Below are 12781 nucleotides of genomic sequence, written 5' to 3' on the forward strand. Positions count from 1 at the left end.
CTGCTCTTGCCAAGCCGCCCGTGGCGTCCAGAATCCCGCAAAACGACAAAACGCACCGGGGAAGAACATGACCACGCCGAAGGCGAGCCGCTATCCGCAAGCCTATGCGCACTGGCAGCGCGAACCCTTCGGGTTCTGGGGCCAAGCCGCCGAGGCAATCGACTGGTTCGAGAAGCCGAAAACCGTGTTCGACCGGAAGCAGGGCGTCTATGGCCGCTGGTTTCCCGATGGCGTGCTGAACACTTGCTACAACGCGGTGGACCGCCATGTAGAGCGCGGCCGCGCCGAGCAGATCGCCTTCGCCTATGACAGCCCGGTCTCGCAATCGAAGCGCAACATCACGTACCGCGAACTGCAAACCGAAGTGAGCGCCTTCGGCGCGGTGCTTCGCGATTTCGGCGTGCAGAAAGGCGACCGCGTCGTCATCTATATGCCGATGATCCCCGAAGCGCTGGTGGCGATGCTCGCCTGCGCGCGCATCGGCGCGGTTCATTCGGTGGTGTTCGGCGGTTTCGCGCCGAAGGAACTGGCGACGCGCCTCAACGACGCGAAACCGAAACTGCTGCTCACCGCGAGCTGCGGCATCGAAGTGACGCGCGTGGTCGAATATAAACCGCTGCTCGATGCCGCGATCGAACTGGCGGAGTCGAAACCCGAAACGGTGATCCTGTTCCAGCGCCCGCAGGCAAAGGCGGAGATGAAGGCGGGCCGCGACCACGACTGGGCGTCGCTTCGCGAAGCCGCGCTGGCCGCGAAGAAGACTTCCGAATGCGTGCCGGTGAAGGCCACCGACCCGCTCTACATTCTCTATACATCCGGCACCACCGGCATCCCGAAAGGCGTCGTGCGCGACAACGGCGGCCACGCCGTCGCGCTGAAATGGTCGATGGAGTTCATGTACGGCATTAGGGAAGGCGAAGTCTGGTGGACTTCGTCCGACATCGGCTGGGTCGTCGGCCACTCGTACATCGTCTACGGCCCGCTGTTTCACGGCTGCACGTCGGTTGTGTACGAGGGCAAGCCGGTCGGCACGCCAGACGCAGGCGCGTTCTGGCGGGTCGCGTCCGAACACAAGGCGGTCGCGCTGTTCACCGCGCCCACCGCCTTCCGCGCGATCAAGAAGGAAGACCCCGAAGGCAAGCGCGTGAAGGACTACGACCTTTCCTCCTTCCGCACGCTGTTCCTCGCCGGCGAGCGCGCCGACCCGGACACGATCAAGTGGGCGGAGAAAATCCTGAACGTGCCGGTGATCGACCACTGGTGGCAGACCGAAACCGGCTGGACAATCGTCGGCAACCCGATGGGCTACGGCATGTTGCCGGTGAAGCACGGCTCGCCAACGGTGCCGATGCCTGGCTACGACGTGCAGATCGTCGATGACGGTGGCAAGCCGGTCGATGCCGGCAAGATGGGCAACATCGTCGTGAAGCTGCCACTGCCGCCGGGATGTTTCCCGACGCTGTGGCAGCAGGACGAACGGTTCAGGGAATCGTACCTCGCCGAATTCCCCGGCTACTACAAAACCGCCGATGCCGGATACAAGGACGAGGACGGCTATCTCTATGTGCTGGGCCGCACCGACGACATCATCAACGTCGCGGGCCATCGCCTCTCCACCGGCGGCATGGAAGAAGTGCTCGCTTCCCACAACGACGTCGCGGAATGCGCAGTGATCGGCGTCGCGGATTCGATGAAGGGCGAGGTGCCAGTCGGTTTCGTCGTCCTGAAATCCGGCGTGAACAAGCCTGACGAAACCATCGAGAAGGAACTGATCGCACTGGTGCGCGAGAAGATCGGCCCGGTCGCGGCGTTCAAGAGCGCCATGGTGATCAAGCGCCTGCCGAAAACCCGCTCCGGCAAGATCGTGCGCGGTACCATGAAGAAGATCGCCGACAAGGAGCCGTGGAACATGCCGGCCACCATCGACGATCCGGTGACGCTCGACGAGATCAAGGCCGCGCTCCAGAGCAAGGGAATGGCGCAATAAGGATGGCAAACCTCAAAGACCGCGTCGCCCTTGTCACTGGCGCTGCGCGTGGCATCGGCCTCGCCATTGCAAAGCGCTTCGTCGAGGACGGCGCGCAAATCGTTCTCTCCGACATCGACGGAAAGGTCGGCGGGGAAGCGACGAAAGCGCTCGGCGCGAACGCGCATTTCATCGCCTGCGATGTAGGCAACGCGAACGCGGTCGCAGCGCTGGTGAAGGATACGGTCGCAAAACTCGGCGCGCTCGACATCCTCGTCAACAATGCCGGCATCATCCACACCGCCGACTTCCTCGACATTTCCGAATCCGATTTCGACCGCGTGCTGCGCGTGAACCTGAAAGGCTCGTTCCTCGCCGGTCAGGCCGCCGCGAAGCAAATGGTCGCGCAGGCGAAGGCGGGCCGGAAACCGGGCGCAATCATCAATATGTCTTCGGTGAACTCGGTCGTCGCGATTCCGAACCAGGTTCCCTACTCGGTGTCGAAGGGCGGCATCCAGCAACTCACCAAGGTCATGGCGCTCTCGCTCGCGCCTTACGGCATCCGCGTGAACGCCATCGGCCCCGGCTCGATTGCGACCGAGATCCTCGCGGGTGTCGCGAAGGACAAGGCCGCGAAGAAGCGGCTGCTCTCGCGCACGCCGTTGCAGCGTATCGGCGGCCCGGAAGAAATCGCAAGCGTTGCTTCGTTCCTTGCTTCCGACGACGCCAGCTATGTCACCGGCGAAACCATTTTCCCCGACGGCGGACGGCTCGCACTTAATTACATCGTCGATGTGAAGGACGAGGCGCTGGAGTAGGCGCCAAACAAAAAGGCCGGGCAAAACCCGGCCTTTTCAATTCCATAAAAGCGAAGACTACTCGCTGCGCTTCATGCCGCCGAGCTTCGCGAACACGTTCTCCGCGTCGATCGACTGCTTGCGGTCGTCGACCGGAGGCTGATCCGCGTCGGCCTGCGGCTGCGCAGTGGTCTGTTCGGCGGGCAGCAGCGTGCGCGACGGCTCGGCCGGTTCGGCCACGCGGTTCTTGGAAGCGCGGCGCACCTCGTTGTCGAGGTCGATCTGCGAGCAGAGGCCGAGCGTAACCGGGTCCATCGGCGCGAGGTTCGGCGAATTCCAGTGCGAACGGTCGCGCACCGACTGGATCGTCGATTTCGTGGTGCCGACGAGGCGCATGATCTGCGCGTCCTTGAGTTCGGCATGGTTGCGTACCAGCCACAGGATCGCGTTCGGGCGGTCGTGCCGCTTCGAGACCGGCGTGTAGCGCGGGCCTTTCTTCGGCTTGGCTTCCGGCAGGCGCACCTTCGATTCCGACATCACCAGCTTGTGGTTCGGGTCGGCGATGGCGGCATCGAGTTCCTCGCGGCTGATCTGGCCGGAGGCCACCGGGTCGAGGCCCTTGATGCCCTGCGCGACTTCGCCGTCGGCGATCCCCTTCACTTCGAGGGGGTGCAGCTTGCAGAAGTCGGCGATCTGCTCGAACGAAAGCGAGGTATTATCGACCAGCCAGACGGCGGTCGCCTTGGGCATTAACGGCATGTGAGACATGGTGTTCGCGCCTCTAACGCGGTCAACGTTCGTCAGCCATGTACGGTTTCGCGAGTGCCGCCGCTATTTTTCGTAGCGGGAGCCTCGGTAACGTCACGGATGACCGGGGTCGGCGCCTATATAGGGGGAGGCCCGGTCCAAAGCAACGCAGAATGGGCTAGATGGTTGACTTACCCGGTTCCCGGCGCCGAATAGCGCCCTAAAGGCTAGAAATTTATGGCTGTTTCGCCCCAACCCGCCCTGCCCCGCCTGCGCGTGCTGCTATGCGCCCCGCGCGGCTTCTGCGCGGGCGTGGTGCGGGCCATCGACGCGGTGGAACAGGCGCTCCGGAAATACGGCCCCCCGGTCTATGTCCGCCACGAGATCGTGCACAACAAATACGTGGTCGAAGGACTGCGCCGGAAGGGCGCGATCTTCGTGGAGGAACTGGCGCAGGTGCCGGACGGCGACCGGCCGGTGATTTTCTCCGCCCACGGCGTTCCGAAATCCGTCCCCGACGAGGCCGGGCAGCGCAAGCTGTTCGCCATCGACGCGACCTGCCCGCTCGTCACCAAGGTCCATCGCGAGGCAATGGTGCACGCGAAGCGCGGCCGCGAGATTTTGCTGATCGGCCACGCCGGGCACCCGGAAACCATCGGCACCATGGGCCAGCTTACGCCGGGCGCGGTGACGCTGATCGAAACCGCGGAAGACGCGCGCGCGATCCAGCCGAAGAATCCCGATGCGCTCGCCTATGTCACGCAGACCACGCTCTCGGTGGACGACACCGCGGAGATGGTCGCGATCCTGAAGGAGCGCTTCCCGAACATCACCGGCCCGCACAAGGAAGACATCTGCTACGCGACCACCAACCGCCAGGAAGCGGTGAAGAACGTCGCGCCGCAGGTACAGGCCATGATCGTGGTCGGCGCGCCGAACTCGTCGAATTCGCAGCGCCTGCGCGAAGTGGCGGAGCGTTCGGGCTGCCGCGCAACCGCGCTGGTGCAGCGTGCGGACGATATTGACTGGAACGTATTCGGAAACATCGAGAGCCTCGGCATCACCGCGGGCGCGTCCGCGCCGGAAGTGCTGGTCGAGGAAATCATCGACGCCTTCGCGAAACGATATTCGGTCGAAGTCGAGACCTATGCCGGCCCGCAGGAAGACGTGTTCTTCCCGCTGCCGCGCGAATTGCGCGACACCGCGGCGGAGTAAACATTTGTTTTTTTATTTCCGCGATTTTCGTATGTCATCTTCTCCCTGCCTGAGCGGATAGAACGATGGCCGTCTACACCGAAGTTTCCGACGACCAACTCGCCGCCTTCCTCGCCGGATACGACATCGGCGAGTTGATGGCATTCAAGGGAATCGCCGAGGGCGTCGAGAACACGAATTACATGCTGCACACCAAGCGCGGCTATTATTTCCTGACCCTCTACGAGAAGCGCGTCGATCCGCGCGACCTGCCGTTCTTCATCGGCCTGATGGAGCACCTGGCCGCGCGCGGGCTGAATTGCCCGCAACCGGTGAAAAACAAAAAAGGCGAAGCGCTCGGCGAACTCGCGGGCCGCCCGGCCGCGATTATCACCTTCCTCGAAGGCATTTCGGTGCGCCGTCCGAGCAACGCGCATTGCGCGGCACTCGGCAGCGCGCTCGCCAGCTTCCATAAGGCAGGCGAAGGCTTCGCGATCAAGCGCGCCAATGCGCTTGGCCCGGACGGCTGGATGAAACTCGCCGACCAGAGCATTCCGCGCGCCGACGAAGTGTCGCCCGGACTTTCCGATCTCATCGCCGACGAGGTCGCCTATCTCACGGCGCGCTGGCCGAAAGACCTGCCCGCAGGCGTGATCCATGCCGACCTGTTTCCGGACAACGTGTTCTTCCTCGGCGACAAGCTCTCCGGCCTGATCGACTTCTATTTCGCCTGCAACGACTTCTACGCCTACGACATCGCGATCTGCCTGAACGCATGGTGTTTCGAGATCGACGGCTCGTTCAACGTCACCAAGGGCAAGGCGTTGCTCTCGAACTACAACGCGGGGCGCGCGCTCTCGAACCCGGAAGTCGAGGCGCTGCCGCTGCTCGCGCGCGGCGCGGCGTTGCGCTTCCTGCTCACGCGTACGGTGGACTGGCTGAACGTGCCCGCGGGGGCGCTGGTGCGTCCGAAGGACCCGAAGGAATACATGAAGAAGCTGCAATTCCACCGCCGCATCGAGCGCGCGCAGGACTATGGTCTCGCGGCATGAGCCGTGTGAAAATTCATTCCGACGGCGCGTGCTCAGGCAATCCCGGCCCCGGCGGCTGGGGCGCGATCATTGAGCGTGACGGCAAGCGCACGGAGCTGAAGGGCGGCGAGCAGCTCACCACCAACAACCGCATGGAATTGACGGCGGCGATCATGGCGCTGGAGTCGCTGCCCGCGAACTGCGACGCAGACCTCTACACCGACTCGCAATACGTGAAGGGCGGCATTACCGGCTGGATCAAGAAATGGAAGAAGAACGGCTGGAAGACCGCCGACAAAAAGCCCGTGAAGAACATCGAACTCTGGCAACGGCTGGAGAAAGCGGCCCTCGCACACAAGGTCGAGTGGCACTGGCTGAAAGGCCACGCCGGACACGCGGAGAACGAGCGCGCCGACGAACTCGCGCGCGAGGGCATGGCGCCGTTTCTTCGCTAACCCGTCACTGCATGACGAGGGGCGCTAACCCTTACGTTCCCGCTTCCGCGCATACATCGCCGCATCCGCGCGCTGCATGACGTCGTCCAGCGCCTCGCCGCCTCCGATCGTAGCCGCACCGATGGAAGCGCCGATGCCGGGCCTTTCGTTTGCGAATTCGAACGAAGCGCTCTTAATCAATTCCTCCAGCGCACGCGCTTTCTTCTCTGCCTGCGCGGCGTCGATGTGCAGGAGCAACAGCGCGAATTCGTCGCCGCCGAGCCGTGCCGCCATGTCGGAACCGCGCACGCTGCCCCGCAGCAGCCGCGCGATCTCCTGCAACACAACGTCGCCTGCCGCATGGCCGAGGCGGTCGTTCACCGGCTTGAAACCGTCGAGATCGAGATAAAGCAGCGCGGCATCGCCGCCATAGCGAGCGAGATAGGAAGCGGTGCGCGCGAACGCCGCCTCGAAACCGCGCCGGTTCAAAAGCCCGGTCAGCGCATCTTCATGCGCGGACTTCTCCAGTTGTTGGATTCGCACTGCGGATTTTCGTAGTTCGTGCCGGAGCCGTTCGATCTCGGCGGCAAGGCCGGGCGTGCTGTCCGGCGATACCCGCTCCGGCACGGATTTGCGCGGCGCAACGTTGCCGCGCTGCGCGTTCCCGGCCCTTTTATTCTGCGGCTTTTCTCGCGGCATTAACGATTGTTCTCGCGATGCAAGCGACTCTTCTTGCAAGCAAGGCACCCTCTCCTATAATCCCGCGCTTTCCAAGTGTCGTGGGGCAGGCAATTTATGAGCGCGGGGAAACCGGCCGTCGCAATCATCATGGGCAGTCAGTCCGACTGGGAAACCATGAAACACGCGGCGCAAACGCTCGACGATTTCGGCATCAAGTTCGAGAGCCTCGTCGTCTCGGCGCATCGCACGCCGGACCGGCTCTATGATTTCGCGAAGTCGGCGAAAGGCAAGGGCTTCAAGGTTATCATCGCGGGTGCGGGCGGCGCCGCGCATCTGCCGGGTATGACCGCATCGCTCACGCCGCTGCCGGTCTTCGGCGTGCCGGTGAAATCGAAAGCGCTGAAGGGCGTCGACAGTTTCCTCTCCATCGCGCAGATGCCGGCCGGTATTCCTGTCGGCACCCTCGCCATCGGCGAAGCCGGCGCGAAGAACGCGGGTCTGCTCGCCGCCGCCGTGCTCGCGCTTTCCGACGCCTCGCTCGCGAAAAAACTCGACGCCTTCCGCGCGAAACAAACCAAGAAGATTCCGCTGAAACCGAAATGACGACACTGCATAAACCGCTCGCGCCCGACGCAACCATCGGCATCCTCGGCGGCGGCCAGTTGGGCCGCATGCTCGCACAAGCCGCACACGAACTCGGCTTCCGCGTCCATATCTATTCGGACAAGAAGGACTCCTGCGCTTTCGACGTCGCGAAACTCTCGACCTGCGCGCCCTACGACAACTGGGCGCGACTCGCGGACTTCCTGAATACTGTCGATGCCGTCACCTACGAATTCGAAAACATCCCGGCGGAAACCGCGGCCTTCATCGCCGCGCGCAAGCCGCTGTTCCCGAATGCCGACGTACTCGCCACCACGCAAGACCGCGTGAAGGAAAAGCGCTTCGTCAATTCGCTGAAAATCGCAACCGCGCCGTTCGCGCCGGTGAACTCCTCGACCGAACTCTCGATGGCCTTCGCCAAGATCGGCATGCCCGCGATCCTGAAAACCGCGCGCCTCGGCTACGACGGCAAGGGTCAGGTCAAGCTGGACAAAGGCGACGATCTCGGCACCGCGTGGCGCTCCATCGGCGAGCAGCCCGCCGTGCTGGAAGGCTTCGTGAAATTCGAACGCGAGATTTCGGTCGTGATCGCGCGCGATGCAAGCGGCAAGACCGCGGCCTTCGATCCCGCCGAGAACGTGCACCGCAATCACATCCTCCACACTTCGACGGTGCCCGCGAAAATTACGCCCGCGCTCGCGAAGGAAGCGGTGAACATCGCCACCAAGATCGCGAAGGCGCTGAATTATGTCGGCGTGCTCGCGGTGGAGCTGTTCGTCGTGAAGAAGGGCGCGAAGCGCGAGTTGCTCGTCAACGAGATCGCGCCGCGCGTACACAATTCCGGCCACTGGACCATGGACGGCGCGCAAGCAAGCCAGTTCGAGCAGCACATCCGCGCGGTCGCTGGCTGGCCGCTCAATTCCGCGAAGCGAGTCGGAAAATCCGCCGTGATGACCAACCTGATCGGCGACGAAGTGCTCGGCTGGGAAAAGATCGCGAAAGAACCCGGCGCGTCCGTGCACCTCTACGGCAAGGGCGCCGCCAAGGCCGGCCGCAAGATGGGCCATGTCACGCGGGTAAAACTCTGAAGCCTGCGCGCTTGATGTAAGTCAACGCGCGAGGATCGAAGGCGCGATAGCGAGAGCCTTATTTAAAGGCTTTCGCCATGTCTCCCGCACTCAACGTTCATCGTACCGGCCTCACACTCGCAACCTTTGTCGGCAGCATCCACCTGCTCTGGAGCGCAGTCGTCGCGCTCGGCTTCGGCCAGGAAGCGGCCAACTTCGTGTTGCGGCTTCATTTCGTAAAGCCGATCTATTCGATCAATCCGTTCCAGATCGACACGGCCGCGCTGCTGGTCGCGCTTACCGTCGCGGTGAGCTACTGCCTCGGCGCATTCTTCGCGCTGATCTGGAACCGCGTGCAGCGCTGAGCGCTCACGCCGCCAGCATCGGCTTCATCACCGCGTAAAGCGCGTTCTTCGCCTCGAAGCCGATGCCGGGAATATCCGGCATCTTCACGCGGCTGTCCTTCACCGGCGTATCGTCGGCAAAGCCGCCAAACGGCGCGAACACCTGCGGATAGGATTCGTTGCCGCCGAGGCCGAGGCCGGTCGCGATGTTCAGCGCGAACTGATGCCCGCCATGCGGCACGCAACGGCGCGACGACCAGCCGTGCTGCTTCAACATCGCGAGTGTCCGCAGATATTCGACGAGGCCGTAGGAAAGCGCCGGGTCCATCTGGAGGATGTCGCGGTCGGCGCGCAATCCGCCGTGGCGGATCAGGTTGCGTGCATCCTGCATCGAGAACAGATTCTCGCCGGTCGCAATCGGCCCTGCATATTCGGTGGCGAGCGCGGCATGGAGCAGATAATCGAGCGGATCGACCGGCTCCTCGTACCAGCGCAGGTTCAGCGACTCGATTGCGCGCGCGTAATCGAGCGCGGTTTGCAGGCCGAAGCGGCCGTTCACGTCGACGCATAATCTGGAGCCGTCGCCGCCGACGACCTTCAGCACCGCCTCGATGCGCGTCATGTCATCTTTCAGCGGCACGCCGCCGATCTTCATTTTCACTGTCGAGTAGCCGAGGTCGAGGTAGCGGCGCATTTCCTCGGTGAGAGACTTCACGTCCTCGCCCGGATAATAGTAGCCGCCCGCGGCATAGACCCACGCGGTCTCGTCCGCCTTACCGCCGTTGTAGCGGTCCGCCAGCAGTTTCCAGAGCGGCACGCCCTCGGCCTTCGCGAGCGCGTCCCAGATCGCCATGTCGAGCACGCCCACCGCAACCGAGCGCTCGCCATGCCCGCCCGGTTTCTCGTTCTGCATCATCGCGGTCCACGCCTTCGCCGGGTCGATGAAGCCGCGCGCGTCCTCGATGTCCTTTGCATCGCGCAGCCGCGGGATGAAACGCTCGCGCAGCAGGCCTTGCGGGGCGTAGCGGCCATTGGAATTGAAGCCGAAGCCCGTGACCGGCTTCCCGGCCCGCTTCACGTCGGTCTCGATGGCGACCACGCTCGCGGTCATGGTCGAGAAATCGATGAAGGCGTTGCGGATCGAGGACGAGATCGGAACGACGATGTCGGTGATTTTGGTGATGCGCATGCGCTTGAACTAGCAGGGGAAACCGCTGTCCCGCCAGCCGGAAACGGCAGGATGGACATTTCCGGAACGGTCTGATACCCACCCGGCCTTCGGCTGCGACGCCATGTCCGGCCACCCGTCGGAAAACAGGAATTTCAGGAGCACACGTGCAGGTTCTCGTCCGCGATAACAACGTCGATCAGGCTCTCAAGGCGCTCAAGAAGAAGATGCAGCGCGAGGGCATTTTCCGCGAGATGAAGCTGCGCGGCCACTACGAAAAGCCGTCCGAGAAGAAAGCCCGCGAAAAGGCGGAAGCCGTGCGCCGCGCCCGCAAGCTGGCGCGCAAGAAGCTCCAGCGCGAAGGCCTCCTCCCGGCGAAGCCCGCCAAGCCGGCGTTCGGTGCGGCCGGCGGCGGCCGTGGCGGCCAGGGCGGCGGTTTCGGTTCGCGCCCGCCGCGCTCCTGAGTTCCGGCAATTTGAGTTTCGACGGGCGGCTATACAGCCGCCCGTTTTATTTTTGGGTCATGGCCGCGAGAAATTCCGCGGCCGCCTCGAAGCCGCCGTGGCGGTCGAGGTCGTAGTGCTCGCCGTCCGCAAAGCGCGCGAACTTCTTCTCGCCGGGGATCATCGCAAACAGCCGTTGCCCGAAAGCGAACGGCACCACGCTGTCGCGCTCGCCGTGCAGGATCAGCACCGGCGCTTTCACGTTCCCGATACGCAGATCGGAGCGGAACTGGTCCTTCATCAGAAGCCGCACCGGCAGGAAGAAATAAACCGACGCGCCGACATCGGCCGCCGACGTGAACGGGGATTCGAGCACCAGTTTCGCGACCGGCGATTCGGACGCCACCGCTACGGCGACGCCGCTGCCGAGCGACTCTCCCCATAACGCGACGCGCGCGGGCGTGTAGAGCTTCGCCGCGAACTCGTAGGCCGCGACACCATCCGCGATCAGCCCGTCTTCGCTGGGAGTGCCGGACGAGCCGCCATAACCGCGATAGGAAACGCCGACGACCCCGAAGCCCTGCGCAGCGAGGCGCGCGAAACGCTGCACGCGCAGGTTCAGCGCGCCGCCGTTACCGTGGAAATAGACGACTACCGGCTTCTGCGCGTCGCGCGGTGGGATATGCCAGACGATGATGGTCTCGCCGTCGGCGGTGACGAGCTTTTCCTCTTTCGCATCCGCCAGCCCCGCTTCCGCGGGAATCGTGCGTACGCGGTCGGGGAAATACATCAGGCTGCGCTGCGAGAAATACATGAACGCGCACAGCGCGGCGTAGATAGAAATCGCGGCGAGTAGCAGCGTTTTCATCTTTGTCATCCCCGCGAAAGCGGAGATCCATGATCCAGGCGATTAAAGGCCCTTGACGATGTTCTCGACCATCTTCTTCGCGTCGGCGAACAGCATCATGGTGTTGTCGCGGAAGAACAACTCGTTCTCGACGCCGGCATAGCCCGAACCCATGCCGCGCTTCACGAACAGCACCGTCTTCGCCTTTTCCACGTCCAGCACCGGCATGCCGAAGATCGGAGACTTCGGATCGGTCTTGGCGGACGGGTTGGTGACGTCGTTCGCGCCGATGACGAAGGCGACATCCGCCTGTCCGAAATCGGAGTTGATGTCTTCGAGTTCGAACACTTCGTCGTAGGGCACGTTGGCTTCGGCCAGCAGCACGTTCATGTGGCCCGGCATGCGGCCCGCGACCGGATGGATCGCGTACTTCACCTCGACGCCTTCTTCTTTCAGCTTGTCGGCCATTTCGCGGAGCGCGTGCTGCGCCTGCGCGACCGCCATGCCGTAACCCGGCACGATGATGACCTTCTCCGCGTTCTTCATGATGAAGGCCGCGTCATCCGCCGAACCCTGTTTCACGGGGCGCGTCTCGACATGACCGGCGGCGGCGGAAGTCTCGCCGCCGAAGCCGCCGAGGATCACCGAGATGAATGAGCGGTTCATGCCCTTGCACATGATGTACGAGAGGATGGCGCCGGAAGAACCGACCAGCGCGCCGGTGATGATCAGCGCCGCATTGCCGAGCGTGAAGCCGATGCCCGCAGCCGCCCAGCCCGAATAGGAGTTCAGCATCGAGACGACGACCGGCATATCCGCGCCGCCGATCGGAACGATGATAAGCACGCCGAGCACGAAGGACAGCAGGACAATCGCCCAGAACAGCGCGTGGCTTTCGGTGCGCACGAAGAAGATGACGGCGAGCAGCAAGGCCGCCGCCAGCGCGAGATTGATGAGGTGGCGCGCGGGCAGGATGATCGGCGCGCCCGACATGTTGCCGTTCAGTTTCGCGAACGCGATCACCGAGCCGGTGAACGTGATCGCGCCGATGGCAGCACCCAGCGCCATCTCCACCAGCGACGCGGCGGCAATCGAGCCGATATTGCCGATGCCGAAGGCCGACGGTGCATAGAGCGCGCCCGCCGCGACCAATACGGCCGCGAGACCGACGAGGGAGTGGAACGCCGCGACCAGTTGCGGCATCTGCGTCATCGCGATTTTGCGCGACATCACCGCGCCGATGCCGCCGCCAATGGCGAGGCCGGCGATCACCAGCACCCAGCCGATGGCGTCGGCCGGCGGCGAGTAAGCCAGCGTGGTGCCGATGGCGATTGCCATGCCGATCATGCCGTAGCGGTTGCCGTCCCGCGACGTGGTCGGATGCGAAAGTCCCCGCAGCGCGAGGATGAACAGGACGCCGGAGACGAGGTAAAGGACGGCGACGATATCTGCGCTCATG

At 63.7% G+C, this 12781-nt stretch carries 14 protein-coding genes; 9 read left to right on the forward strand and 5 right to left on the reverse strand.

The window, feature by feature from the left end; genetic code table 11:
• Positions 1-67: 67 nt before the first annotated feature.
• Both KF794_12535 and KF794_12540 read left to right on the forward strand, forming a co-directional pair.
• Complete coding sequence (locus KF794_12535; protein QYK44584.1) at positions 68-1987, forward strand: propionyl-CoA synthetase; 1920 nt, start codon at positions 68-70, stop codon at positions 1985-1987.
• Positions 1988-1989: 2 nt separating this feature from the next.
• Entirely contained in the window at positions 1990-2784 is a 795-nt protein-coding gene (locus KF794_12540) for an SDR family oxidoreductase (GenBank protein ID QYK44585.1), read from the forward strand.
• A 57-nt stretch (positions 2785-2841) separates the two neighbouring features.
• Here KF794_12540 and KF794_12545 read toward each other — a convergent pair whose 3' ends face one another.
• Complete coding sequence (locus KF794_12545) at positions 2842-3531, reverse strand: DUF1013 domain-containing protein (protein ID QYK44586.1); 690 nt, start codon at positions 3529-3531, stop codon at positions 2842-2844.
• A gap of 216 nt (positions 3532-3747) precedes the next feature.
• Here KF794_12545 and ispH point away from each other — a divergent pair, with 216 nt between their 5' ends.
• The 3 genes from ispH to rnhA all read left to right on the forward strand — a co-directional run bounded on the left by ispH (position 3748) and on the right by rnhA (position 6190).
• Positions 3748-4725, forward strand: a complete 978-nt coding sequence (ispH, locus tag KF794_12550; protein QYK44587.1) for a 4-hydroxy-3-methylbut-2-enyl diphosphate reductase — start codon at positions 3748-3750, stop codon at positions 4723-4725.
• 65 nt (positions 4726-4790) lie between these two features.
• Complete coding sequence (gene thrB, locus KF794_12555; GenBank protein QYK44588.1) at positions 4791-5756, forward strand: homoserine kinase; 966 nt, start codon at positions 4791-4793, stop codon at positions 5754-5756.
• On the forward strand, positions 5753-6190 hold the full coding sequence (gene rnhA, locus KF794_12560) for a ribonuclease HI (GenBank protein ID QYK44589.1): 438 nt from the start codon (positions 5753-5755) through the stop codon (positions 6188-6190). Before thrB ends, rnhA begins: the two co-directional genes overlap by 4 nt.
• A 24-nt stretch (positions 6191-6214) precedes the next feature.
• Here rnhA and KF794_12565 read toward each other — a convergent pair whose 3' ends face one another.
• Positions 6215-6868, reverse strand: a complete 654-nt coding sequence (locus tag KF794_12565; protein ID QYK44590.1) for a GGDEF domain-containing protein — start codon at positions 6866-6868, stop codon at positions 6215-6217.
• 96 nt (positions 6869-6964) lie between these two features.
• On the opposite strand from KF794_12565, the gene purE reads away from it, so the two are divergent.
• The 3 genes from purE to KF794_12580 all read left to right on the forward strand — a co-directional run bounded on the left by purE (position 6965) and on the right by KF794_12580 (position 8885).
• The gene (gene purE, locus KF794_12570) at positions 6965-7453 is read left to right on the forward strand and encodes a 5-(carboxyamino)imidazole ribonucleotide mutase (GenBank protein ID QYK44591.1); all 489 of its coding nucleotides are present in this window, start codon (positions 6965-6967) and stop codon (positions 7451-7453) included.
• Positions 7450-8541: a 5-(carboxyamino)imidazole ribonucleotide synthase gene (locus tag KF794_12575; GenBank protein ID QYK44592.1), complete on the forward strand. Its 1092-nt coding sequence runs from the start codon at positions 7450-7452 to the stop codon at positions 8539-8541. The genes purE and KF794_12575 overlap by 4 nt, the downstream gene beginning before the upstream one ends.
• A 77-nt stretch (positions 8542-8618) precedes the next feature.
• Entirely contained in the window at positions 8619-8885 is a 267-nt protein-coding gene (locus KF794_12580) for a hypothetical protein (GenBank protein QYK44593.1), read from the forward strand.
• A 4-nt stretch (positions 8886-8889) separates the two neighbouring features.
• Here the strand turns inward: KF794_12580 and KF794_12585 are convergent, their stop codons facing one another.
• Positions 8890-10053 carry a mandelate racemase/muconate lactonizing enzyme family protein gene (locus KF794_12585; protein ID QYK44594.1) on the reverse strand — a complete coding sequence of 388 codons (1164 nt, stop codon included), beginning with the start codon at positions 10051-10053 and terminating at the stop codon, positions 8890-8892.
• 146 nt (positions 10054-10199) lie between these two features.
• Between KF794_12585 and rpsU the strand changes: the two genes are divergently transcribed.
• A complete protein-coding gene (gene rpsU, locus KF794_12590) occupies positions 10200-10496 on the forward strand; it encodes a 30S ribosomal protein S21 (protein QYK44595.1) in 297 nt (98 codons plus the stop codon).
• Between the two features lie 46 nt (positions 10497-10542).
• On the opposite strand, the gene KF794_12595 is transcribed toward rpsU, so the two are convergent.
• Together KF794_12595 and KF794_12600 are read right to left on the reverse strand one after the other, a co-directional pair.
• Positions 10543-11352, reverse strand: coding sequence for an alpha/beta fold hydrolase (locus tag KF794_12595; protein ID QYK44596.1), 810 nt, complete (start codon positions 11350-11352; stop codon positions 10543-10545).
• A 33-nt stretch (positions 11353-11385) separates the two neighbouring features.
• Positions 11386-12780, reverse strand: coding sequence for an NAD(P)(+) transhydrogenase (Re/Si-specific) subunit beta (locus KF794_12600; protein ID QYK44597.1), 1395 nt, complete (start codon positions 12778-12780; stop codon positions 11386-11388).
• Between the last annotated feature and the right edge of the window lies 1 nt (position 12781).

The organism is Xanthobacteraceae bacterium (genome assembly GCA_019454205.1).
In the GTDB taxonomy this organism is placed as follows: Bacteria; Pseudomonadota; Alphaproteobacteria; order Rhizobiales; family Xanthobacteraceae.

What these genes read in the sequence shown, in the direction of transcription:
- KF794_12540 (QYK44585.1), top strand. Translation starts at nt 1,990, where the DNA reads ATGGCAAACCTCAAAGACCGCGTCGCCCTTGTCACTGGCGCTGCGCGT.
- rnhA (QYK44589.1), top strand. Translation starts at nt 5,753, where the DNA reads ATGAGCCGTGTGAAAATTCATTCCGACGGCGCGTGCTCAGGCAATCCC.
- KF794_12600 (QYK44597.1), bottom strand. Translation starts at nt 12,780, where the DNA reads ATGAGCGCAGATATCGTCGCCGTCCTTTACCTCGTCTCCGGCGTCCTG.
- KF794_12585 (QYK44594.1), bottom strand. Translation starts at nt 10,053, where the DNA reads ATGCGCATCACCAAAATCACCGACATCGTCGTTCCGATCTCGTCCTCG.
- KF794_12535 (QYK44584.1), top strand. Translation starts at nt 68, where the DNA reads ATGACCACGCCGAAGGCGAGCCGCTATCCGCAAGCCTATGCGCACTGG.
- KF794_12580 (QYK44593.1), top strand. Translation starts at nt 8,619, where the DNA reads ATGTCTCCCGCACTCAACGTTCATCGTACCGGCCTCACACTCGCAACC.
- thrB (QYK44588.1), top strand. Translation starts at nt 4,791, where the DNA reads ATGGCCGTCTACACCGAAGTTTCCGACGACCAACTCGCCGCCTTCCTC.
- KF794_12565 (QYK44590.1), bottom strand. Translation starts at nt 6,868, where the DNA reads ATGCCGCGAGAAAAGCCGCAGAATAAAAGGGCCGGGAACGCGCAGCGC.
- KF794_12575 (QYK44592.1), top strand. Translation starts at nt 7,450, where the DNA reads ATGACGACACTGCATAAACCGCTCGCGCCCGACGCAACCATCGGCATC.
- ispH (QYK44587.1), top strand. Translation starts at nt 3,748, where the DNA reads ATGGCTGTTTCGCCCCAACCCGCCCTGCCCCGCCTGCGCGTGCTGCTA.
- purE (QYK44591.1), top strand. Translation starts at nt 6,965, where the DNA reads ATGAGCGCGGGGAAACCGGCCGTCGCAATCATCATGGGCAGTCAGTCC.
- KF794_12545 (QYK44586.1), bottom strand. Translation starts at nt 3,531, where the DNA reads ATGTCTCACATGCCGTTAATGCCCAAGGCGACCGCCGTCTGGCTGGTC.
- KF794_12595 (QYK44596.1), bottom strand. Translation starts at nt 11,352, where the DNA reads ATGACAAAGATGAAAACGCTGCTACTCGCCGCGATTTCTATCTACGCC.